The sequence below is a fragment of the Pseudomonas sp. ICMP 561 genome (genome assembly GCF_002699985.1).
Classification (GTDB): domain Bacteria; phylum Pseudomonadota; class Gammaproteobacteria; order Pseudomonadales; family Pseudomonadaceae; genus Aquipseudomonas; species Aquipseudomonas quasicaspiana.
This window is the reverse complement of sequence record NZ_LKBT01000017.1, coordinates 1-21397: the sequence shown is the minus strand read 5'-3', so window position 1 is coordinate 21397 and position 21397 is coordinate 1. Positions and strand designations below refer to the sequence as shown.

The following is a 21397-nucleotide window of genomic DNA, read 5'->3' as shown; positions in this document are numbered from 1 at the left end:
GCGGTCCATGCCAAAAGCTATCACGCTTTCAGCGACTCTAAGTGAGATGTACCTCAGGGTCGCCACAGATGAGCAATTCGTTTCTTCAGAGCTTGAACTTTCCAACCATTATATTGAACGAAATTGCCAGGCGTGACAGCTCCTGGCTGGAAGCATTGGTTTGATTAGCTCCATCGGACGTTTGGGTTGATAGGTCCTGAATGTTCACGAGATTACGGTCCACCTCACGGGCTACCTGAGCCTGCTCTTCTGCCGCACTGGCGATCACCAGATTACGCTCGTTTATTTGGCTGACGCCGGCGCTGATTCGTTCTAGAGCATTTCCCGCTTCAGTTGCCAGCAACTGCGTGCTTTGAGCCATGGATTGGCTTTTCCCCATCGATTGTACGGCGTCATCAGCGCCTGCCCGCACGATCTTGATCATCGCCTCTATTTCGCCTGTAGAAGCTTGAGTGCGGTGTGCCAATGCCCGAACTTCATCAGCTACGACCGCGAAGCCTCTTCCTTGCTCGCCTGCCCTTGCCGCTTCAATGGCTGCGTTGAGGGCTAACAGATTGGTCTGCTCAGCGATACCGCGAATCACATCCAAAACCTTGGTAATGTCGCGAATCTGGCTTGCCAGCGTCTCGACTCGCTGCGTGGAATCATTGATATCCACTGCCATCGTGTTCATGGCAATCACTGCCTGCTGTACTTGATGTTGACCCTTGATCGCATCCTCTGCCGTCTGGCTCGATACTTGGGAAGTGCTGGCTGCGTTACGAGCAACCTCCTCAACGGCGGCGGTCATCTGATTCACTGCGGTTGCAGCTTGCTGAATTTCATCATTTTGGCGAACAAGCCCACGAGTGCTGTCTTCAGTGACTGCGGTTAACTCTTCGGCGGCAGAAGCCAACTGATCAGATGCGTTGGCGATCTGCTGCACAGTACCTTTCAAATCGCGCTGCATATTGGACAATGCTCTCAGCAACTGCCCCGTCTCATCCTCACTCCCCGAAGAGATATCTTTAGTCAGGTCACCCTGAGCAATAAGAGTCGCGGTTTGCACTGATTGGTAGAGCGGTCGAGTGATCATGCGTGTGACAAGGAGGCCTAGACCTGTTGCTGCCGCGGCAGCTAAAAGCCCTCCAATAATGAGTGCCCACGTCACTTGCTCGTGAATATCCTGCGCTGATGTAGCTAGCTCAAACGCTTGTCGAGCATTGGAGTCAATTATGACTTTAACTTCGCCAATGGTCTTACGATACGCCGGCGTCACGCTGTCATCTGCAAGCTTAATCGCCTGATCTACATCGCCTTTTTCAAGCAACGCGAATACGTTTTCAGCTGCGGAGATATAGGCTGGCCAATCACGCTCGAAATCATCACCCGCAGCTCGCTCATCAGCCTCAAGAGGAGTTGCTCGATAGGTTTTGAAATCTTGTTCTGCCTGTGCGCTATTTTCCCGGAAAGACGAAATAGCGGCGTTGACCTCTTCAGGACCTGACTTGCGCAACGCGAGGCCTATGGCTCTGAACAAGTCCCGGTTAGTCGCTATCGCGTTGGCCTTTACCGAGTCAGCCTTCTGAATGGATACAAGACTATTATTGACGGTGCTTTGCAGCTGATCATACATGCGTGAGATGCCTGACTGCCCTAACACCGCGACGCCGACAGTGATCGCCGCGCAAAGGCCAAAAGCAGAAAGCAGCTTTGATTTGAGCTTTAGATTCAGAAACATGGACATTGGCAGGCTCTCACGTAATCATGGATAGGCTTAAGGCTCAACGCATACGCGTTGCGTACGGAAAAACGTTTAAAAGTAATCAATATTCTTATAACTAAAGTGTTAGACCTAGGTTGCGGTACTAACCATGACAATAGCTTTACTTGCCAAGATGCAGTATTCAACGCGTACAGGTCCAATACCAGGCCCCAACGGTCACTTGAGATGAACAAATCTTGGCCATGCCCGAGTTAATACAGCCCCCAGCGTTCGCAGGTCTACGTCAAGCTACGGTTGAAGTTCGATCCTAGCCATCTCAACGTTCAGTAAGCTGATCATGGGTAGGTGTTTCTTTCCGGTTGTACAGGGTCGCAGCTAAAATCATGAAAAGAAGGATACCCAGCAATACCGCTGAAGAGCCTACAGTACCGAAGTCTAGACCACCTTTTGAGTATGGCTTGGTCAGCACGTCTCCAAGCGTCGCACCGAAAGGTCGGGTCAGTACAAAAGCGATCCAGAACAGCGCAACGGAAGATAGTCGTGTTGTGTAATGCAAGACGGCAACGATGGCGATAGCACTACCCACAAGAAGCGCGCCCCCCATGAAACCTAAACCTGAATCATCTGCCAGGAAATCGCCTAGGGCCGTGCCTAGAGTGTTGGAAAACAGAATCGCAAACCAGTAAAAAAGCTCCCCTTTGAGTGAGGTGATACGGTTAACCGACAATGATTTTTCGCTCAAGTACCATACGGAGAAAATGGCCAACAGCACTGCGATCAAAATCGCCGAACCCGTTGCGTAACCCAGGCCCAACGTGCGATCCATAAAGTCAGAGATAGTGGTGCCAGCAGTGCTGGTAGACAAGATTACGATCCAATAGAGGGTTGGGTGATAGCGCTTACTGGCGAGCTGCGTGAACAGAGTCACTACAAAGACGCTTATGAGAATTAGTGAGCTCATGGCATAACCAACATCCAGGGTCATGGACAGTAAGTCGCCAGCAGTTTCACCGAGCGTGGTAGCACAAATTTTCATTATCCAAAACGCGAGCGTGATCTGGGGTAGTTTATTCATTTCAAAACCCTGGAGGATGAACTGATGGTGCGGGCTGATGGTAGTAGCCCTCTGGGTTTATGATCACAATATATATGTCGAATATTTGTGGGATGGACATGAAAAAAAGGTCATTAACTTTTGGTCAAGAAGCGATGGGTGTGAGGGATTTAGGAATTGGCCTGAGAAGCATCTGTTCGTGGCCGTTTAGAGGTCAGCTTTTACGCTGATCGGAACTCGCGGCGAATGCTAACAGAGGAAAGGGTTCGGTACCCTGCCAGCCTTATGCGTTAATCATCCCCAGTTTGCAGCATATAAGCCAAAGCGAAATCACTTAAAAGGTAGCCCTTATCGGTTGTCGTGATAACGATACCTTCATCATCAAGACGCTTGAGTGCATTGCGTACACTGACGAAGGTTAGCTCGTTTGAGGATTTGTGAAGGTAACCGTATACCTCATAGGCCGTTCTACTATGCCCATCAACGGTGGTGCCTAATAGCGAATTCATGACTTTAAGTCGAATCAAACTGATACGTAGGCCGTAAGCACTGAGGAGAGTGCGGATACGTTCATTGCTATTCGTGTCTAATTTAAAGACGACCTCATTGGCATCAGTCCGACGTTGACTGATATCTGTAGGGGGAGTTGAAATCGGTTTTTTGACAAACTGGCGGCCCTCTCGATAATTCAGCTCTGCTTATTGAGGACTTCTGCCCGCCAGAGCTGACAGCCAAATTTGCAAGGCCTAAGCCACCTGAGGCCAAGAGCCAGCGCGGCGTTGTACCCATTCTAGAGCCAGGCGGACAAGCTCTCTATGTCCGCCCAGACCCGATGTGGCCTTCCACTAAAAACTGTGACTACTGCTTTGCTGGGGGAATCCAGCTGAGTAATCGCTCCCGGAACCCATAACTGGCAGTCTGGTAGTAAGCGATTGCTCGATCAATCAGCGGATCTGATGTCGCGGACCGAGATTCGAGACTTTTTCCCAGCGCTTGATCGTGACGTCTCAGCCCCTGGCGCGGGCTGAGTATGGCTAAATCCTTACCATCAAAAAGCCCTAGATGCTGGTAGTTTCCGACTAGCACTCGCGGAGGTAATTGACTGTTCTGAAGCAAATCACGCCCAAAAAACGTCGATTGATAGCTCATATGTAACAGACCCAGCAATGTCGGCGCCAGATCGATTTGACTGGCTAACTGTGCGGTTTCTCTGGCATCAATCATCTTGGGCGCATAGATAAACAACGGGATCTGGTAGTTATCTATTGGCAAGTCCTCCTTGCCTGCACTGCCCGCAGTATGGTCTGCAACAAAGACGAAAATGGTGTTATCGAACCAAGGCTTTGTTCTGGCAGTAGCCAGGAATTTTCCGATGGCGTAATCGGTGTACTTCACAGCTCCATCTCGGCCTTTACCCGATTTGATATCAATCTTACCGTCTGGGTAGGTGTAGGGCCGATGGTTGGAGGTCGTCATAAGCTGGAGCAGGAAAGGTCGTTTCTTGGCGTGATCATCATCAGCAAGACCTAGTGCTTGAGCGTAAAGATCTTCGTCTGCCATGCCCCATGCATTTTTGAAGTGAATCTGTGACTCATCCACACTGGTCTGATCGACCACCCGATAGCCATTCCCGCTGAAGAACGCATTCATGTTATCGAAATAGCCGCGACCGCCGTAAACGAAGACTGAGTCGTAGCCTACAGCTGACAGCTGCTGCCCAAGACTGGCAAAGCCACTTTCGCGCCCCACACGCTTAACAATGGAACGTCCAGGTGTCGGGGGCATGGACAATGTAATAGCCTCAAGCCCGCGATCAGTACGAGTACCGGTGGCGTAAAAGTTGTTGAAATACAGACTTTGCTTGCGTAGCTCATCCAGATATGGCGTGAGGCCTCGCGTATCGCCGTTGCTACCAAGGTATTTTGCACTTAGGCTTTCTATCGTGACCAAAATAATATTAGGCGTACGAACCTTGTCGGAACTCCTGATTGAGCGCCTTGGATCAAGTGGGTCGCTGCCGTTGAACACGACATTAGGTTCACTCAGCTCCGCACGAATGAGGCGCGCAGCCTCGTCCTTGGGCAGGGTCGCGTAGAACTGCTGGTAATCGAGCTCGTTATTCCTGAATGCAGCGAAGAACTGATAAGGCCCATTGCTAGCCAGTTCGTTTTGGTAAGCGTTGCCCCCGTTCCCCCGAAGAGTGTCCTGATCCACAAACTGCATGGCGCCCGCAGCCATCACGACCAACACGCAAATCGTTACCAGTCGACTCCGCCAATCGGGAAGACTTGAATTGAGCGACTTTTTAACCAGCTTGCTCAGCACAATACTCAGGATAATTGCAATGACTACGACTGCGCTCAGCAGTTTGGCTACTGGGTAAGATTCTAAAATGTTGTTGAGCACCTCATCTGAGTAAACAAGATAGTCTACGGCGATGAAATTAAAGCGCACCCCAAATTCATCCCAGAATAACCACTCGGCGGTCGCAACAAACAACATTACAAACAGGCTAAGCGTCATAACCCCCTGTAAAAACCAGCGATGGCCTTTTGTACGCCACAGAGATGGAGGACATATCAGTAGGTAGAGACCTAGCGGCAAAATTGCATACACAAGAAACACAATATCGTAGAAGAAGCCTGATACGATCATTGCGGCGGCGCCACCGTCAGCATCGTCAAAATGTGTAAGCCATAGTATGCAGCGGGTTATAAAGAATACGGCTAGCCAGCTGGCCAACAGAAGTGATAGATAATGCAGTGGAGCAGACATCCTGAATTTCATTTTAATTCCTTTATCTCGATATAGTCGAGTGCTCCAAAGTCTCTCAGCCCTTTGAGATGACTAATTTTTTCCAGTTGCTTAACCAAGATAGTCCACCTTTCTTGTTACTGCAATATTCAGATTTTGCGCAGGACGTAGACTCGCCACATCGCATAAAAGGGGATAAAGTCAGATTTATCCTCGATCCTGAAACCGGCCTCCAAAAACTCAGCTTCGGCAACCTCCCGAGGAATTACAAAACGATTTTGATAGTCTCCTTGTTTACCCTGTGCTTTCCGCTTCTGTTCGTGGCGCTTACGTCTCCAAGATTTGAAGTTTCCGTCTACCCACGTTGATAAAATCACTGTTTCTCGAGTGACACGGTGGAATTCTCGCAGCATTGCAAGCCGATGCTCGGCTTCTCCGATGTGATGGATCAGACGCATACTAAAGATGCTATCGACAGAGCTGTCAGGCAGGTCGATATCAAAAGCAGATGTCTGAAGAGCTTTAACCCGATTGACGACTTGAGTGGGTTGATTTTTAAACGCCGCTTCAATCATGTCGGGCGAGTTGTCAGCCCCGATGATGATTCGATTGGGCTTTTCAGCCAACACTTGCCAAAAACGACCAGCGCCGCACGGTAGGTCTAGAACGAGACCCGGCTCACCAGCCTTCTGTAAGGCGTCCCGCGCCATCTGTTCGTCACGGTAATGCGACAGCTTTCGCGCTATGCCATCCTGATGCTTTAAGAAATACTGGTTTGCGTGATCGCTATCGTATTTCTCGGAAAACTTGAGTTTCACTGGCCCGCTCATGCGCACCCTCCACTGATTAGACGTACAGGCTATTCATGGCGGTGTCACGAAGAGGTCAATGAGTTGTCAAATTTCCGAGAAAAGGCTCACGATACAGGACCAACTCAAACGCACGCGATGTTGATATCTGTCCGGGATCACCGTCCAATTTTTTGCGGTCTAGACGTGAGCGAAGTGGAGAGCGTCTCATGCCTTAAGCATCGGCAATTCAGTGTGCCCAGTCCTGCGTAAAAAACACAGGCTGGTCTGACGGTGTTTTAAGCCGTAACCTCGACAATGAGCCTGGTAAAATTGTGATCTATGCCTAGGGCATTCTAGTCACACGGGATCCGCATCAGCATTCAGCTGCAAGGGAGTCGGCACAGCAAAGCTAACCATCTCCATCAGACGGTTTACACTCAAATAGTGAGCAGATCGAACGTAAGGCCACAAAGATTTCCACTGGGCTCTCCCAGAACATCAAGACGAAGGAACGCCTAATGCGCATACTTGTGATAGAAGACCACAAAGATATTCTTGCGAACATTTCAGATTACTTCTCCCTAAAAGGGTGGGAGGTAACGGGTGCCCTAGATGGGTTGACCGGATTGCATCACGCAGTCACAGGTAATTACGATGCAATTATACTGGACCTCATGCTACCGGGCATGGACGGTATTCTGATTTGCAAAACCCTCAGAGAGAACACTAAGCATCAAGTTCCCATCTTGATGTTGACTGCTAGAGATCAGCTGGAAGACCGAATATCGGGATTTTCCGTGGGGGCGGATGACTATATCGTGAAACCGTTCTCACTGGCGGAGTTACTCGCTCGCGTGGAAGTCATTGCACGACGCTTTACAGGTCTAAAAAAACAAGTTATTCAAGTGCATGACCTGACTTACGACCTTGATTCTCTAGAGGTAAGGCGGGCAGGTAAATTGTTAAAGCTCAATCCCACGAATATGGTTTTTCTAGAGCTGCTCATGCGAAAAAGTCCAAATGTGGTAAAAAGACGTGAATTCGAGCAAGCTGTTTGGGGCGGCGACGTACCTGACTCAGATAGTTTGAGAACAAATATTTATACATTGCGAAAAACAATAGATAAGTCTTACGATGAACCGTTGCTACATACGGTTCATGGCATGGGTTATAGGCTGGCAGGTCCGAAATCCTAAGTAAGAGTACTGACCAGAAAACCACTCAGGACTATACGTCAGGCAGGAGAATATGGGTGTCCTTGACGCTTTGAGGATCTAAATCAATTCGAAAACAACAGCCATTGGGAATTCGATGACTGAGTGTAACGCGCCAACTCTGATTAACACATATCCGTTGGACCAATGACAAGCCCAACCCTAGACCTTCGCCGCGCTGATGGTCGCCACGCACAAATGGTTGAAACATTGATCGCTGCTTTTCTACTGGGATACCAATACCACTGTCTTCGACAGTGAACCCGCCTTCGAAAGTCGTTAGCTTTATAAAGCCGCTATCCGTGTAATGCCAAGCGTTACGCAAAAGATTTCCCATGACGGAGTGTAATAGAGTTGCGTTAAAGGTCTGATGTGAGTCACTTTCAGGTATAAATATCAGATTTAGCTTTTTATCTGCGATTGGCTTTTTCCATATGTGAAGCAGCTCGTTGGCAACTGTGTTAATCGATGCGCGCGCACCGTGACGAGCTTTAACGCTGTCGACCCTTGCAAGCATTAAAAACGTTTCGACTAACTGCTCCATGCCTGTACAGGCTCGTGCGATCCGTCTAACTTGCTCGCGCGACCTGTCATCAAGGGCTGCATTTTCTAACAAAAGCTCACACGAAGTACCCAGTACCATCAACGGGGTACGTAGCTCGTGACTCACATCACTGGTGAACAGTTTTTCTCTGTTTAACGCGGATCGCAGGCGGCCTAACGTTTCGTCGAAAGACGAGGCGAGCTCCCCTACCTCATCGCGGACATAATCGGACGCTAGCGGCGGAGCAAAGCTCAGAATCTGATCACGATCTTGCACTTGTCGAGATAAACGAACTACGGGCGCGATCACGCGTGTTGCCAGCATTCGCCCTAGCAGAATCGAAAGTAAAACACTCAGGATAAAACCAACCAGCACGACACTAAACAATAGCTGCTCACGTTTTTCGAATCGGCGCTGATCACGCAGTAATACATAGCGGCGTCCATCAACAGCATCGACGACTGCATAGTAATCGTGCCCCTGCCGACTTATCTCTTGAAAACCCAAATCAAGGGAGTTCAAGTCTTCAGCCATCGCTAAGCTACCGGTGCCATTTTCGACATAAAAAAGCTCGTCGCGATCTGGTCGATGGCTCCAGGCGTCCATGCTTTCCATCTTCATCAGTCGATGCAGGCTGCCACTGAGGCTGACTGTTGTGAGCCTGGTCTCAACGAAGTGGACGGTAAAAATGATGCCTACAGCAAACACGCCTGCAACCACAGTGCTCATGAGACTGAATACAAATACTATGCGCTGCCTCAAGCTAGTTTTTAGGTTCATGGCGTCCTTCGTGGTCTATCTATCCTTAGGTGAGGTATTACCTACCGTTTCTGAACTGACAACGAGGTTTAGTAACGATAGCCTACATCTGCGGCTTACAAGATCCTCCTCAATATCTACCCTTCAAAGTTTTGCTCACTGCCTCTGTGGTGAATCAGTAGCACCAGTGGCATAACTGTGCCGCCAATGCTCAATCGACCAATACATCGAAATTTCACTGACCCTACCGGCGCGCATATCCATGGGTTCAGTTGCGAGCCAAATGGCGTCGATGCGGATCACGCATGACGCCTGCGATCATGGTAATGGAATCACTAATGATAGGTATCCAACTGAACAGCAGCGCCCAGCGCCCGTAGTGTCGATAGGTGTTTTGAGCTTTGTCCAGGTGGCGTTCGTTGATAGGAAACCAGCGTCGGCGTCGAAAACGCTTGATGGAGCGGCCCAAGTACCAGTTCACAACAGAGCCCAGGACATTTCCCGCCGTGGCGATCAGCAAAAGCAGTATTGTTGTGTAGTGCTCCGAAAGAAGCATGCCCACCAATACAGCTTCGGATTGCAAAGGCAGAAGCGTGGCGGCGCCGAACGCCACCACAAAAAGGCCCAGATAGCTGGCTAGCTCAAACACCGATTCATCTCACGAGTGCAGGCTGATCCAGCCGTTAATCCCCACATACACGCCGACGCAGATGATCAACGCACTGGATAGGTAAGGTGCTCGCCGAGCGGCGGCACTGAGCCAGGGAAAGCGATTGGAGGCTTTGCGAGTGCCAATAGCCGCGACGGCACCTACGGTAACCAAGGTAATCGCGAGGCCCAGACTGAAGCAGAGCACCATCACTGCACCCAGTGTTATCTGCTTCACTTGCAAACAGAGCAGCAGCACGGTGATGGCTGCAGGGCAAGGGATCAGTCCCCCGGTCAAGCCGAACATCAGGATCTGACCATGGCTGACTTCACGATTAGCGAAGCGCTTGCGTATGTCGTTGGCATGGGCTTTTTCATGAGCGTCCTGGTAGCCCTCGGCGCTAAGGTTTAATCCTTCCAGATCGCTGTGGTCATGGTTGTGACCGTGCTCTTTGAAGTCCAGGTCATAGTCATGGCTATGACCTGCGTGGCCCAGGCTGAGTCTGGCGCTGAACTCATGCGGTTCCGGTATTGCATCCACTGACTGGAGAAAGCCGTCCTGCTGCACGAACCGGAACTGTTGCATCACACCGTCCGGTCGAGCGGTATGCAGCACGACTTCATCAGCGCTCCAGCCGTGTCCAGACAGAGCCTCCAAACGCCAATGTGGCGGCATGCCTTGCTCGAAAATCGACAGTTCAACGCGACCGTGCCCAGTGTCAATTCGGTGTGTTTCGTCGTGGCCATGATGGTCGTCATGAGCCCCGTCTTCCTGTTCAAATTTGTACAACTGCTCACCACGCCAGGTACGCCACAGCATCCAAAGCGCGATGGCGATAATCAGCGCAGAAGACGCGAGCTGAAAGTAAGGTTCTGTTGTTTCAGGATCCAGCCCCTGACCCAGATACATTCCCGCCATAGCAACCAGCCAGACAACAGCGGTATGCGATAGCGTAGCGGCTAACCCAAGCATTACTGCCTGTTTCACTGAACCCCGGATGGCCACGATAAAAGCGGCCATCATGGTTTTTGAGTGCCCCGGTTCCAAGCCGTGCAATGCCCCCAGGAGGATAGCGCTGGGGAAATACAGCCAGGCATGGGAACCGCCTTGCTGCAACAGATCGACAAAGTTGGGCATATGAAACCTACAGGTATTTGGTGATTTGCTTGAACGCTTCCAGTGGGGCTCGCTCGCCTTTGGCTAGGGCACCCATGGTGTCTTCAAGGCAGTGATCAATGTGATCCTGGATAAGCGTGCGTTTCGCCTGGCACACCGCCTTCTCGACGGCGTGAAGCTGCTGTGCAATGTCCACGCATTCGCGCCCGTCTTCGATCATGGCGATGATGCTGCGCAAGTGGCCGTCTGCGCGCTTGAGGCGTTTGATAATCGCGTCGTGGGTCTGATGTGTGTGGGGATGTGGGTGTTCGTGATCACTCATTGCTTGAGCCTATGATCTGAATGATTTAGGCTGGCACTCTATCCCCCCTAGGGGGATACGGTCAAACGTCTTTCATGACGTTTCGTCGACGATTATTTTTGTGAACCAAGAACCGATGGCGCAGAGAATCCGGTCAATCATTGTTGTGTGTACGTTGCTTCTCGCGGTCATGACCGCCTGGACGACTCACGTCTCGACTTCGTTGATTGGCAATGATCAGGCCGCCACGGGCAGCGCGTTGGAGGCGGCACACACCCACGACAGCCACCATGACGATCATGCGCATACCCCGCTGATAGGAGATCACCAACACGAGATTCCCAATCTGGGTGTGGTACCTGCCATCAAGGATCACTTCGCAGGCTCTTGCGCGCTGATCGAGCGGCGTTATCCACTTCCCAACGCACCTATCTTCCAGATAAAGCGTCCCCCGCGTCCTCAGTTGGTGATCTGACATTGGCCGCTATGCGGCTCAAGACCACTGCAACTCAGGATTCTGATCATGCATTTGTTCACTTCAAACGGAGTGGGTGCGTTCGTCTCAACGATGCGCCGTCCGCTCACGTACCTCTTCGCCTGTTTGGCATTGCTTCTGGCGGGTACCGCAGAGGTCATGGCCCACGCGGTAGCGGAGGGAGATAAGGGTTTCATTCAGGAAAGCTCCGGCGTCATGTTGCTGCCGTTCATTTACATGGGCGCTAAACACATGATTACCGGGTATGACCACCTGCTGTTCTTGTTCGGGGTGATCTTCTTCGTCTACCGGCTCAAGGATGTTGGGGTCTACGTCACGCTGTTCGCGGTGGGCCATTCGGTAACGCTGCTGTTTGGCGTGCTGACGGACATCAGTGTCAGCTCCTATGTCATCGACGCCATCATCGGTTTTTCCGTGGTCTACAAGGCGCTCGATAACTTAGGGGCGTTCCAACGCTGGTTCGGTTATCAGCCCAATACCAGGCTGGTCACCTTTATCTTTGGATTACTGCACGGCTTTGGCCTGGCAACGAAGATTCAGGAATTCGAAATCTCGGCAGACGGGCTGATTCCCAACCTGCTGGCATTCAACGTAGGCGTTGAAATAGGTCAGTTACTGGCTCTTAGCGCCATTCTGATTGTCATGGGGTACTGGCGTCGCACCGAGAGCTTTTGGCGGCATGCGTACACCGCCAACGTCGCCATGATGAGCGCGGGATTTCTGCTCATGGGCTACCAGATAACTGGCTTCTTCATTTCTGCCTGAGGACTCGAACATGTTCAATTCACCCCTTCCAACTGCCAACGATTTACCCAGCACTGCACGGCTGTTGCGCTCAACCGCTATCGCGGTGGTAGTCGCCGTTGGCCTGCTGGTGACAGTCGTGATGCCATCTGAGTATGCCGTCGATCCCACCGGGCTTGGCCGCGTATTAGGATTGCAGCAGATGGGCGAGCTAAAGATAGCGCTGGCCAATGAAGCCTTGGCTGAAACCCAGTCTCCAGCGGCAACTCCGAGCGCTCCCGTTGTCGCCGAACCTGTTGCACCGCCTGCTGTTCCGGTTGTAGGAGAAGCCCCGCAGCCAAGACCTGCCACAGCTGAAACGTCGCCTACACCCACCATGAACAGCAACAAGATGACCGTGAACCTTAAACCTGGTGAGGGTGCAGAGATCAAGCTCGACATGATCAAAGGTGCCAGCGTCCGCTATGAGTGGACGACCTCAGGCGGAACGGTGAACTTCGATACCCACGGTGAGCCGTACAACGGCAAAAAAGGCTACTTCCATAGCTACAGCAAAGGGAAGCAGGTCAATGGCGATTCGGGGGAGTTCGTCGCGCTATTTGACGGTACCCATGGCTGGTTCTGGCGCAACCGCAGCGACGGCCCAGTCACCATTTCACTCACCACGACTGGCGAGTATTCAAAAGTTAACCAGTAACTCTTCACCTCGTTGCCCGGCACAGTTCGAGCAGCGAGGCTCACTTTTTCCTGCGAGGATGCATCCATGAATATCTCTAAAGCCCTGCTGCGCTCGACCTTGATCGTCTTTCTGCTCGGGGCTCTTTCTGCCTGTGGGGACTCCACAACTAAATCTGCCGATGGCAAAAGTGACCACGGCCAATCGCACGAGTAAACGCGGCAGGTAGGGCATGAAAGATGGCCCTGCCTCTATCTTACGGATATCGATCAAAGAGCGCTTTTGAGTAAAACATTTTGGCTATTACGCTAAGCGTGCTGAACTCTCAATACACAGATCGCCCGCAGTTTTTTGCTGCAACAGCTTCTGCTCCCAGAGATACGCAAGCGATCCTCCGGTCTTCCGGTACAAATGTGTCGGCACCTTAAAAAGCGAACCCTTCTGCGAGCTGTATTAACATCTCTTCAACCAGGTCAGCACCAGAGTTGGTGGCGAGCATCGAAAAGGGGCTTTTACCCGAGAAGCAACCTTTGGGCTTGGAAAGCCATTGCATCGCCTTTTCGTCACTACCAAAAATGGACTCGGCCATAGCCGTAATGTGCACGAAACGGTACAAGCGTTTGCTCTGTTGTGGGGTTAGAGGTTTGCCAAGCGCCAGGCCGGATGTAAGAGTTTCACCGTGGATAATTTCGCCGCGATCTGCTGGGCTCAATTTGACAGCGTCACAGAAGCTCTTGGCTGTGCTTGCGGGAAAGCCCGAGTCAATCAGTTCACGAATGTTCTGGTCAGACGCCTCTGGTGCGATGTGGAGATATGTTCGCAGCCTTGCCCTGTAAGCCACGTATGTGTTCTCGCGCCTGGCGTCGGTAAACATGGGTCACCTCAGGTTGAGCCGTCGATCAAGGGAAAGAAGCTGACTGTTTCTTAGCCCGTGATCTATTGTAGTCGGGACTTCTATCAACGTCTCAGGCTACGGAGCATCACTCTTGAGCATTGACAAAACCACCCAATTGATCAGCACCCGAAGTGAGATAAATGCCAATCTACTTCTTAGGGCTGGCTGGACGCTTTTGCTCGTAGCTGACCGTCAAGAGGGAGAGCACCAATGGTTGCTCTATCAGTTCGGTTGGCAGCAAGAGCACGACCCGGTGGAGGTAACATTCACAGGTATCGAAGGCGGCCCAGATCCGTTTTGACGCTGGGCGGAATCGACTTCCTGAAAAATGTCATTCGCAGGGCCTGAGTGGGATGAAGCACTCAGGCCGCGAATCTTTCCAGTCCATGAAAATTGCAGCTAGAACAATCGATTGCACCGCACTTGACCACCTGTTTGCATTCCCATTGACCAATTGCATTCCCACTGACCAGTTGCATTCGACTTGACCAGTTGCATACCCGTTGACCAGTCCCAGCTTTGTGAGAAACCGCTCAGGTGCGTTTGCGGCTTTTGACTCTGCGCATGGACTCACCTTTCAACTCGATGGTATGGGACTTATGGACAATTCGGTCAAGAATTGCATCTGCGATTGTCGGATCAACGAACAAGTCGTACCACTTGTCCTGCGGATACTGGCTGGTGATCAGGAGCGACCCGTTTTGAGACTGCTGATCAATAACCTCAAGCAAAAAAGGCCCCAGTTGAGCATCTATTCCACCGATACCCAGATCATCAATAATCAGAAGCTCTGCACGGATTAGCTGACGCCGCAGTTTAGGTATCGTGTGATCAGCGTAAGACAGTGAAATGTCTTCGAACAGCTTAGTCGCGGTGCGATAAATCGTATGAGTTCCTAAACGGCAAGCCTGGTTGCCCAAGGCGCACGCTAGCCAGGTTTTGCCGGTACCGGTGGCACCGGTGATGATCACGTTCTGGCGTCGGGCTAACCATTCGCATTGGCCTAGATCCATGACCGTATTTCGATCCATACCCCGAGTAGCTTTAAACTCAATATTTTCTAGCGTTGCTTCAGTCTCACGAAGCTTTGCTGCCTTTAGCAATCTTTGGATCTTTCGAGTCTCGCGCTCGCTATTTTCGGCATCCATCAGCATGCCAAGTCGGGCATCAAATGGCTGCTTGAGGAGCGCTGGATCATCGAGTTGGCGCTCATACGCTATCGCCATCCCGCTTAGCCCTAGCGTGATCAAGTTCTGCACGGTGTTGAATACTGGTTTCATAGCGGCTCATCTCCCTGTGAGGCGTAATATTCAGCGCCTCGGATATTCTGGTGATTTACTAAAGGCGCGGGCTGTCGCAACGTAGGGCGTAGATCGGACTCGTTGCGTATAATCGAGCGGAGTCGTTCCGAACTGAGGGTATTCAATGTATTGACATACGCGCAGGCTGACTCCAGTCGAGTGGGTGAAATTTCTCCAGTACGGACATCGCGCTTTAGTGCAATGACAGCCTTGAGACCAGTCGCAAAATTTCTGCGATCCTCAAGTTTGTTCCTGATATACACCAATGTGGCTGGGCCAATTGTTTCAGCCCAGACTAACAACGCCTCGGGCTGAGAATCTTGGGTGTGTCCGTGGTTTGGTGCTAGATGCTCGCGCAGCGTACTGACGCCAGGACTCTGTTCTACTTTATGAGTACTGATAACACGCCGCTGATGAACAATCTCAAGCCACTCAGCATGTACTCGCAAATCAACAAGTTGATTTGAATAATGGTAAGGCACTGAGTAGCTATGCCCGTCAAAGTTTACATGATAATCGCTGCCAACTCTGACCTTATACTTCCACTTGGTGTAGCTGTAACTTTTCTCAGGTAGCGGTTTTAACGCAGGATGATCAATCTCCATGTAGCGAGTTAACCTATTTTTTGGATAGGTTCTAGTGACTCGTTCATTGAGCTTGCCAATCCACTCATCAATCTTCTCGTTGAGTTCGTCAATGGAGAAAAAAGTCATGGTTCTAAATCGCGCCAATATAAACCGCTGGACAATCTTCACGCCTATTTCCGCCAAGGGCTTATCCTGTGGTTTTCGCGGCCTAGCGGGGAAAATCTGGAATCCGTAGTGTTCTGAGAATTCGGCATATGCGGGATTCAGAATCACTTCATTCCGGGTGGTTTTGGTCACGGCAGACTTTAAATTATCCGGAATTACAAACCGTGGAACGCCATCAAAAAACTCCAGCGCTCGAACGTGGCATTTTAGCCAATCGGGTATCGTTTGACTGGCGACCGCCGTCGCAAAGATGTAGCCAGACGCGCCCAGCGTAGCCACGAACACTTGGGCGTGCGAGACCACCCCAGTCGCGGGGTCAGTGATAGGCATGGTTCTGCCACAGAAATCGACGAAGCATTTGTCCCCGGCCAAATGCACTTGCCGCATGCTCACTTTTTGCGTTTTGACCCAATCGCGATACAGCCGGGTGAATTGCGTATACGCCACGCCATCGGGATCATCCTCCCTGAATTCCTGCCACAACAGCTCCAGCGTCATGTCAGGTAATTTTAGTTGCTCATGAATCCTCAGCCACTGGGGTCGTGTCTTGCGCGTTGCCGGTGCCCGTGGGCCAGAGTTAAGCCTAGATATAAGCGCTTGATCATCAAGGTGCTTCAGTTCCTCCCAGCTCTCACCATTCATTTTCAGCTGGTCACGAATATTACGTACTGTGTTGTGAGATATCTTGGCCAAGCGGCCAATAGCTCTGTTTGTGAGCTCGGTGTCGCAGACAAGGCGTGATACCTCGCGCTGCACCTCAATGGATAGCCTCATGCTTTCTCCCCGCGACAGGCGTGGTGACACCTCACAAGTCGCGCCGTGTGAAAATTGCAGATAAACGGGGGCTCGCTGGCTTGACGCCGAGCGCGGGGGAACACAGAATGGTGACGCTTAGGGATCGAAACCTAATGTCATCACAAAAAGCCTAGGGCTCCACCCCTGGGCTTTTTTGTGTCCCGAAACCACCAGTTTGGTTTTAACCAGGTGCCATGGTGTGGCCTCTTGCTGGGTTTAAAGGTGAATCAGTTAGACAGCTTTATTGTTGATCGCCGCACACCTCTGCCTGGCGATCCAGTTTGCGACCTCTCTGGATAGTGCGAAGGATCCTCTGCGATTCGGTACGTCAAACAGCGGCACTTCGATCCTTCCCCTCTGCTTCGCCTTACGAAAAGCCTCGTAAGACGAGTAGCCGAGCTCTCGCCAGAGCGCAGTGCTGCCCACCATCAGTCCGTAGCGGTCTCTGAGGGCAACCTCTAACTCCGAAGCAAGTGTGTCTATCTCGATGGGCTTGTGCATCACGTGGAATGTCCGTTTTGGTCACAGTTCATGGTAATAAACGGGCTCCTTGCGTTCCAGCCGTAAGGCTTCTACATTTTTTACGGTACGTGGGCCCTCGAGAGCTTTGTAAATGACTGATTTTCAAAGAATCTTAGCTCTTTATTTGGATTACGCAGCAGGCTTGCGAAACAAAAATCGAGAAAATGAACCCACTGGGCGCGGAGCTATCGAGCTGCTGAGAGTGGATTATTGGTATGAAGGTCTAAAGCAGCGTACGGGGCTCGGGTCTGCATACGCTCTGGAGCTTTACTTCGAGAAGGAGTCTTTCAAGAGGAATGCGAATGGAACTATCCGTCACTATCGAAGTAAATGGTCTAGGTATGAGCAGAACACTATTTCCCCAAAGGCAAACACGCTGGCAAAGGTTGAAAAACTTTCGCCGGGATCTACCCATGAGATGAATCATCCTCTTTGGCAGATAATGAAATCAGTGGACAATGGTAAGAACACGGATTTTGATGAATATTTTAAAACATTGAGCTTCGATATTCAGGCTGTTTTGTTTTCTGGCGAAAGTATCGGTATCTCAATATGCTCAGTACGCGAGCCGGTTACGCAGTCATTACTGGATAAGCTTGAGCGCCGAGCAGGTCTTGACGCACTTGCGTGCCTGATTGCAATAATGTTAGAGGCTAAAGAGCGTCAGCGAAGGTCTCTACTGTCTAAAGTGGAATTAACCCTACACAATGTACTATTGATGGTCGCAATTGAGCTTGAGTCACGAGGTATTGCCAACAGACTTCTGGATTGGATCATCAGGAATATTTTACCGCTAGGGTTGCTTCCTCACTTGGCTTTATGGATGACTAGCAATGACTACATTCATGCGTCGGCCTATCTAAATTTGATGGTTTATCAAAACCCTCAGCGACGGGGAAAATGCTTGGCGTGGAAACAACGGGTGAAGGTAATGGCGCAGTTAGTGCGTGGTGTCATGGGATTTGATGTCCAGCATGCGATGAGACCTCAGTTTGAGTTAAGAACTGATATCGGCGAGATTCCTGCTGAGCTAATCAGAGAGTTTGAACAGCTTACGTCTCTTAGAACATGGGGATGGACGTGCATTCTCGCGGGTGAAGTGCAACCTTTTCCGTCCACGCACAATGCTAACTCGCCAGCATCACCACACCGCTTTGGATCGGATTCGACAGAGACTGAGTGGCATTAGATAGAATCCAGCGTGACCTCTCTCGGATCTACGCGCTGAGGCAGGCCAACCTGGTCAAGTGAAATGGAATTGAGTGGTCAGTACCGAATGCAATCGACTGGTCAGCAGGAATGGAAATGACTGGTCAAGTCGAATGCAAACAGGTGGTCAAGTGAATGCAATTACACAACCAGACGGCCTGTCCCTGGTGTTTCGGGAGATTCCAGTGCTTTATGAAGTTTTAATCGGGCTCTGTATCCGAGAGTGACTGCTGCAGAAACGCCACCAATGCCTGCAACCGCGCCGTACGGTTTTTCCGGGAGCGCACCAGCAAGCTGACAGGCGCGCTATCGAACTCCCACCCCGGCAAGACCCGCACCAGTGCCCCACTCGCCAACGCCTCCTTGATGTCCCATTGAGAACGCAACACCAGGCCCAGGTCCTGCTCCGCCCAACGCCGGGCGACGCTGCCGTCATTGCTGAGCATTGCCGGTTCGATCCGCAGGGTGCGCCGCGTTGATTGCTTGCGCAGTTGCCAGAGGGTGACGTCCTCTTCATTTTCTCGAATGCAGATACACCGATGCTGCAACAAATCTTCGGCGGACTCAGGCATTCCGTATCGCTCAAGATACCTCGGGCTCGCGCACAACCAACGCTCGTTGTGGGCAAGAGTACGTACCACCCAGGAACTGTCGCTGACACTGCCGATATGAATCACTGCGTCGCAGTCGTGGCGGTCCGGCCAGGGTGTTTCGCGCAAATCCAGATGCACTCGCACGTCGGGGTGCAGTCGGGCGAAACGTGCCAGTAACGGCGCGATCCGCGACCGGCCATAACCGAACGGCGCTGCCAGTCTCAGCGTGCCGCTCAGTTGATCATCGGCCTGCTTGAAATCCTCCGGCAGTGCTTCCAGTTGCTCCAGCAGCAAGGCGCTTTGTCGTGCAAAACGCTCACCCTCGGCGGTCAGGCTCAAACGTCGGGCAGTCCGGTTCGCGAGGCTGATTCCCAGCAACCCTTCCAGCTTGCGCAGACGCATGGAGAGCGCCGGAGGCGAGACATTCAGGCTTCTGGCTGCCGCACTGAGGGATTCGGAACGGGCAAGCGTCACTGCCAGACGCAAATCTTCGATGGCAATCATTCAATTTCACTTAATGATAAATGCCATCGTATTGAAGCACAGACTTACGTTGACGACGTAGATTGGCGACACACGCAGCCAACATGAGCCATGAACATGCCGACACTTCAGACCTTGGACACACCCGCCGCCGTCATCGACATCCCCCGCATGCAGCGCAACATCCAGCGCATGCAGCAACGGATGGACACGCTGGGCGTCCGCCTGCGCCCCCATGTGAAAACCAGCAAATGCCTGTCCGTCATCGACGCCCAGCGCGGGGCCGGAGCACAAGGCATCACAGTGTCCACGTTGAAAGAAGCCGCGCACTGTTTCTCCCATGGCATCGACGACATTCTTTACGGCGTGGCCATGGCACCCGGGAAATTGCAGCAGGCGCTTGAGTTACGGCTGAAAGGATGTCGCTTGAGCATCGTGACTGACAGTCTGGTCGGCGCCCAGGCCATCGTCAGCTTTGGCAGAGACCATGGGCATCGCTTCGAGGTCTGGATCGAAATCGACAGCGACGGCCATCGCTCTGGACTGAAAGTCGAGGATCCGACGCTGCTGCATGTTGCGCGCACGCTTCATGAAGGAGGCATGCAACTGCTCGGTGTCATGACCCACGCCGGTTCAAGTTACGAGCTGGACAATCCCGAAGCATTGCAAGCGATGGCCGAACAGGAACGTCGGGCCTGCGTAATGGCTGCGGATAAGCTCCGTGCGCAAGGGCTGCCCTGCCCCGAAGTCAGCATCGGCTCGACGCCCACCGCGCTGTCAGCCACGAGCCTTGAAGGCGTGACGGAAGTCCGTGCGGGGGTTTATGTATTTTTTGATCTGGTGATGCTCAACGTCGGCATCTGCCAGCCAGACGAACTGGCCCTGAGCGTGCTGACCACGGTCATTGGTCATCAGGAGGAAAAAGGCTGGATCATCACCGACGCGGGCTGGATGGCTATGAGTCGGGATCGGGGGACCCAGAAGCAGAAACGCGACTTCGGTTATGGGCAGGTCTGCACCGAAAGCGGTGAATGGATTGAAGGTGCAGTGTTTGAAGGGGCTAATCAGGAGCATGGGATTGTCAGTACCTGCGAAGCTCATATCACCGATCGCTATCCGATTGGCAGCCGCCTGCGCATTCTTCCTAACCATGCGTGCGCCACAGGCGCGCAGTTTCCGGAATATCAGGCGGTTGATGCCGAAGGTCGGGTGCAGGTTTGGGGGCGGTTGTATGGGTGGTGATATGTGTTTGGCCTTCGCTGGATGTACACAATTTTCTTGTGTACATATCCGTTATTCGGTAATGGTTGGTATTGGTTGCGCTTTTACAGCGCGTCACTTTTGAACATCCGGAAGCCGGCCCACACAAAAGTAACCAAAAGGCTCTTGCCCCACCACTCGGCACCTCGCTGTCGCTCGGTGTACCCGCCCGCAGATCCTGAACCGTGGGCCGCCGCAACGGGCCATCCATGGCCCAATGCGGCTAACCCGGCGTCCTGCCCCTCTTCAACTCAAGAGCACCCCACGCTTCAGAATCTGCGTTCGGCCAGCGTGGTTTAACGGGGCGCCTAAGATCAAAATCAAAAGCGCGGCGGCCTGACAGCCGACCTGATGTGTGAACTTACCGATATTTTGTAGGAGCTGCCGAAGGCTGCGAAGCGGTGTGTCAGATGAAGAATGCGTTGGCTGTCGGGACGTCTCGCGAACAAGTTCGCTCCTACCGATCCGAGGCAACCCCACCGTTCTCGCCCCCGCTCTGCTTTTGATCTGCTCTGCTTTTGATTTTGATCTTAAGCGCCCCGTTAAACCACGTCGGCCGGAATTCGATATTGCTGTGTGGGGTGAACCGGCAGGGATGCCGGTTTAGCCGCCTCAGGCCATGGATGGCCGGTGGCGGCGGCCCCACGCAGCAATGTCGGATTACGGGCATGCCGAGCGACAGCGAGGCACCCAGTGGTGGCATGTACGGATCAACCACATGGGTTACAAAAAAGTGCATTCACATAGGTGACACTTTGATTGAGACATAACCGTTTTTTGCATC

At 51.9% G+C, this 21397-nt stretch carries 20 protein-coding genes and 1 pseudogene; 8 read left to right on the top strand and 13 right to left on the bottom strand.

All coding sequences use genetic code 11. The features are described from left to right. Nucleotides 1-85: 85 nt before the first annotated feature. The 5 genes and pseudogenes from AO242_RS30195 to AO242_RS14695 form a co-directional block, all read right to left on the bottom strand. Nucleotides 86-949, bottom strand: a complete 864-nt coding sequence (locus AO242_RS30195; protein ID WP_373562224.1) for a methyl-accepting chemotaxis protein — start codon at nucleotides 947-949, stop codon at nucleotides 86-88. Beyond that, a pseudogene (locus tag AO242_RS30190) lies at nucleotides 944-1720 on the bottom strand (MCP four helix bundle domain-containing protein); the annotation flags it as partial. The gene AO242_RS30195 and the pseudogene AO242_RS30190, both read right to left, overlap by 6 nt. A 301-nt stretch (nucleotides 1721-2021) precedes the next feature. Continuing rightward, on the bottom strand, nucleotides 2022-2780 hold the full coding sequence (locus tag AO242_RS14705; RefSeq protein ID WP_099269290.1) for a COG4705 family protein: 759 nt from the start codon (nucleotides 2778-2780) through the stop codon (nucleotides 2022-2024). A gap of 837 nt (nucleotides 2781-3617) precedes the next feature. After that, nucleotides 3618-5546 (bottom strand): LTA synthase family protein, encoded by a 1929-nt coding sequence (locus AO242_RS14700; protein ID WP_099269289.1) that lies wholly within the window; start codon nucleotides 5544-5546, stop codon nucleotides 3618-3620. A 116-nt stretch (nucleotides 5547-5662) separates the two neighbouring features. Beyond that, complete coding sequence (locus AO242_RS14695; RefSeq protein ID WP_099269288.1) at nucleotides 5663-6343, bottom strand: class I SAM-dependent methyltransferase; 681 nt, start codon at nucleotides 6341-6343, stop codon at nucleotides 5663-5665. A gap of 479 nt (nucleotides 6344-6822) precedes the next feature. Here AO242_RS14695 and AO242_RS14690 point away from each other — a divergent pair, with 479 nt between their 5' ends. Then, nucleotides 6823-7500 (top strand): response regulator transcription factor, encoded by a 678-nt coding sequence (locus tag AO242_RS14690; RefSeq protein WP_099269287.1) that lies wholly within the window; start codon nucleotides 6823-6825, stop codon nucleotides 7498-7500. 31 nt (nucleotides 7501-7531) lie between these two features. Here the strand turns inward: AO242_RS14690 and AO242_RS14685 are convergent, their stop codons facing one another. The 4 genes from AO242_RS14685 to AO242_RS14670 all read right to left on the bottom strand — a co-directional run bounded on the left by AO242_RS14685 (nucleotide 7532) and on the right by AO242_RS14670 (nucleotide 10908). Then, nucleotides 7532-8842: a sensor histidine kinase gene (locus AO242_RS14685; RefSeq protein ID WP_099269286.1), complete on the bottom strand. Its 1311-nt coding sequence runs from the start codon at nucleotides 8840-8842 to the stop codon at nucleotides 7532-7534. Between the two features lie 247 nt (nucleotides 8843-9089). Beyond that, nucleotides 9090-9470: a YqaA family protein gene (locus AO242_RS14680; protein WP_099269285.1), complete on the bottom strand. Its 381-nt coding sequence runs from the start codon at nucleotides 9468-9470 to the stop codon at nucleotides 9090-9092. Between the two features lie 9 nt (nucleotides 9471-9479). Then, nucleotides 9480-10607 carry a nickel/cobalt efflux protein RcnA gene (locus AO242_RS14675; RefSeq protein WP_099269284.1) on the bottom strand — a complete coding sequence of 376 codons (1128 nt, stop codon included), beginning with the start codon at nucleotides 10605-10607 and terminating at the stop codon, nucleotides 9480-9482. 7 nt (nucleotides 10608-10614) lie between these two features. After that, nucleotides 10615-10908: a metal-sensing transcriptional repressor gene (locus AO242_RS14670; RefSeq protein ID WP_099269283.1), complete on the bottom strand. Its 294-nt coding sequence runs from the start codon at nucleotides 10906-10908 to the stop codon at nucleotides 10615-10617. Nucleotides 10909-11008: 100 nt separating this feature from the next. On the opposite strand from AO242_RS14670, the gene AO242_RS14665 reads away from it, so the two are divergent. The 4 genes from AO242_RS14665 to AO242_RS29725 all read left to right on the top strand — a co-directional run bounded on the left by AO242_RS14665 (nucleotide 11009) and on the right by AO242_RS29725 (nucleotide 13019). Then, nucleotides 11009-11362 (top strand): hypothetical protein, encoded by a 354-nt coding sequence (locus tag AO242_RS14665; RefSeq protein ID WP_141562220.1) that lies wholly within the window; start codon nucleotides 11009-11011, stop codon nucleotides 11360-11362. Between the two features lie 93 nt (nucleotides 11363-11455). Then, entirely contained in the window at nucleotides 11456-12148 is a 693-nt protein-coding gene (locus tag AO242_RS14660; protein WP_441343361.1) for a HupE/UreJ family protein, read from the top strand. Nucleotides 12149-12158: 10 nt separating this feature from the next. Continuing rightward, nucleotides 12159-12824, top strand: coding sequence for a transmembrane anchor protein (locus AO242_RS14655; protein ID WP_099269280.1), 666 nt, complete (start codon nucleotides 12159-12161; stop codon nucleotides 12822-12824). A gap of 66 nt (nucleotides 12825-12890) precedes the next feature. Then, the gene (locus AO242_RS29725; RefSeq protein WP_257153440.1) at nucleotides 12891-13019 is read left to right on the top strand and encodes a hypothetical protein; all 129 of its coding nucleotides are present in this window, start codon (nucleotides 12891-12893) and stop codon (nucleotides 13017-13019) included. A 208-nt stretch (nucleotides 13020-13227) separates the two neighbouring features. Here the strand turns inward: AO242_RS29725 and AO242_RS14650 are convergent, their stop codons facing one another. Beyond that, entirely contained in the window at nucleotides 13228-13677 is a 450-nt protein-coding gene (locus tag AO242_RS14650) for an antitoxin Xre/MbcA/ParS toxin-binding domain-containing protein (protein ID WP_099269279.1), read from the bottom strand. 112 nt (nucleotides 13678-13789) lie between these two features. On the opposite strand from AO242_RS14650, the gene AO242_RS14645 reads away from it, so the two are divergent. After that, nucleotides 13790-13999, top strand: a complete 210-nt coding sequence (locus AO242_RS14645) for a hypothetical protein (RefSeq protein ID WP_099269278.1) — start codon at nucleotides 13790-13792, stop codon at nucleotides 13997-13999. Nucleotides 14000-14231: 232 nt separating this feature from the next. Here AO242_RS14645 and istB read toward each other — a convergent pair whose 3' ends face one another. Further along, the gene (gene istB / locus AO242_RS14640; protein WP_099269277.1) at nucleotides 14232-14978 is read right to left on the bottom strand and encodes an IS21-like element helper ATPase IstB; all 747 of its coding nucleotides are present in this window, start codon (nucleotides 14976-14978) and stop codon (nucleotides 14232-14234) included. Then, nucleotides 14975-16525: an IS21 family transposase gene (gene istA, locus AO242_RS14635; protein WP_099269276.1), complete on the bottom strand. Its 1551-nt coding sequence runs from the start codon at nucleotides 16523-16525 to the stop codon at nucleotides 14975-14977. The genes istB and istA overlap by 4 nt, the downstream gene beginning before the upstream one ends. Nucleotides 16526-17159: 634 nt before the next feature. On the opposite strand from istA, the gene AO242_RS14625 reads away from it, so the two are divergent. Next, complete coding sequence (locus AO242_RS14625) at nucleotides 17160-18257, top strand: hypothetical protein (protein ID WP_099269274.1); 1098 nt, start codon at nucleotides 17160-17162, stop codon at nucleotides 18255-18257. Nucleotides 18258-18477: 220 nt separating this feature from the next. On the opposite strand, the gene AO242_RS14620 is transcribed toward AO242_RS14625, so the two are convergent. Next, nucleotides 18478-19374 carry a LysR family transcriptional regulator gene (locus tag AO242_RS14620; protein ID WP_099269273.1) on the bottom strand — a complete coding sequence of 299 codons (897 nt, stop codon included), beginning with the start codon at nucleotides 19372-19374 and terminating at the stop codon, nucleotides 18478-18480. A gap of 96 nt (nucleotides 19375-19470) precedes the next feature. Here AO242_RS14620 and AO242_RS14615 point away from each other — a divergent pair, with 96 nt between their 5' ends. Beyond that, complete coding sequence (locus AO242_RS14615; RefSeq protein ID WP_373562222.1) at nucleotides 19471-20595, top strand: DSD1 family PLP-dependent enzyme; 1125 nt, start codon at nucleotides 19471-19473, stop codon at nucleotides 20593-20595. The last annotated feature ends 802 nt before the right edge of the window (nucleotides 20596-21397 follow it).

Excerpts from the sequence above, each read along its gene's own strand:
- AO242_RS14625 (WP_099269274.1), top strand. The coding sequence starts at position 17,160 with ATGACTGATTTTCAAAGAATCTTAGCTCTTTATTTGGATTACGCAGCA.
- AO242_RS14695 (WP_099269288.1), bottom strand. The coding sequence starts at position 6,343 with ATGAGCGGGCCAGTGAAACTCAAGTTTTCCGAGAAATACGATAGCGAT.
- AO242_RS14650 (WP_099269279.1), bottom strand. The coding sequence starts at position 13,677 with ATGTTTACCGACGCCAGGCGCGAGAACACATACGTGGCTTACAGGGCA.
- AO242_RS14685 (WP_099269286.1), bottom strand. The coding sequence starts at position 8,842 with ATGAACCTAAAAACTAGCTTGAGGCAGCGCATAGTATTTGTATTCAGT.
- AO242_RS14705 (WP_099269290.1), bottom strand. The coding sequence starts at position 2,780 with ATGAATAAACTACCCCAGATCACGCTCGCGTTTTGGATAATGAAAATT.
- AO242_RS14615 (WP_373562222.1), top strand. The coding sequence starts at position 19,471 with ATGCCGACACTTCAGACCTTGGACACACCCGCCGCCGTCATCGACATC.
- AO242_RS14620 (WP_099269273.1), bottom strand. The coding sequence starts at position 19,374 with ATGATTGCCATCGAAGATTTGCGTCTGGCAGTGACGCTTGCCCGTTCC.
- istA (WP_099269276.1), bottom strand. The coding sequence starts at position 16,525 with ATGAGGCTATCCATTGAGGTGCAGCGCGAGGTATCACGCCTTGTCTGC.
- AO242_RS30195 (WP_373562224.1), bottom strand. The coding sequence starts at position 949 with ATGCAGCGCGATTTGAAAGGTACTGTGCAGCAGATCGCCAACGCATCT.
- AO242_RS14655 (WP_099269280.1), top strand. The coding sequence starts at position 12,159 with ATGTTCAATTCACCCCTTCCAACTGCCAACGATTTACCCAGCACTGCA.
- AO242_RS14690 (WP_099269287.1), top strand. The coding sequence starts at position 6,823 with ATGCGCATACTTGTGATAGAAGACCACAAAGATATTCTTGCGAACATT.
- AO242_RS29725 (WP_257153440.1), top strand. The coding sequence starts at position 12,891 with ATGAATATCTCTAAAGCCCTGCTGCGCTCGACCTTGATCGTCTTTCTG.
- AO242_RS14660 (WP_441343361.1), top strand. The coding sequence starts at position 11,456 with ATGCGCCGTCCGCTCACGTACCTCTTCGCCTGTTTGGCATTGCTTCTG.
- AO242_RS14675 (WP_099269284.1), bottom strand. The coding sequence starts at position 10,607 with ATGCCCAACTTTGTCGATCTGTTGCAGCAAGGCGGTTCCCATGCCTGG.
- istB (WP_099269277.1), bottom strand. The coding sequence starts at position 14,978 with ATGAAACCAGTATTCAACACCGTGCAGAACTTGATCACGCTAGGGCTA.
- AO242_RS14670 (WP_099269283.1), bottom strand. The coding sequence starts at position 10,908 with ATGAGTGATCACGAACACCCACATCCCCACACACATCAGACCCACGAC.
- AO242_RS14700 (WP_099269289.1), bottom strand. The coding sequence starts at position 5,546 with ATGAAATTCAGGATGTCTGCTCCACTGCATTATCTATCACTTCTGTTG.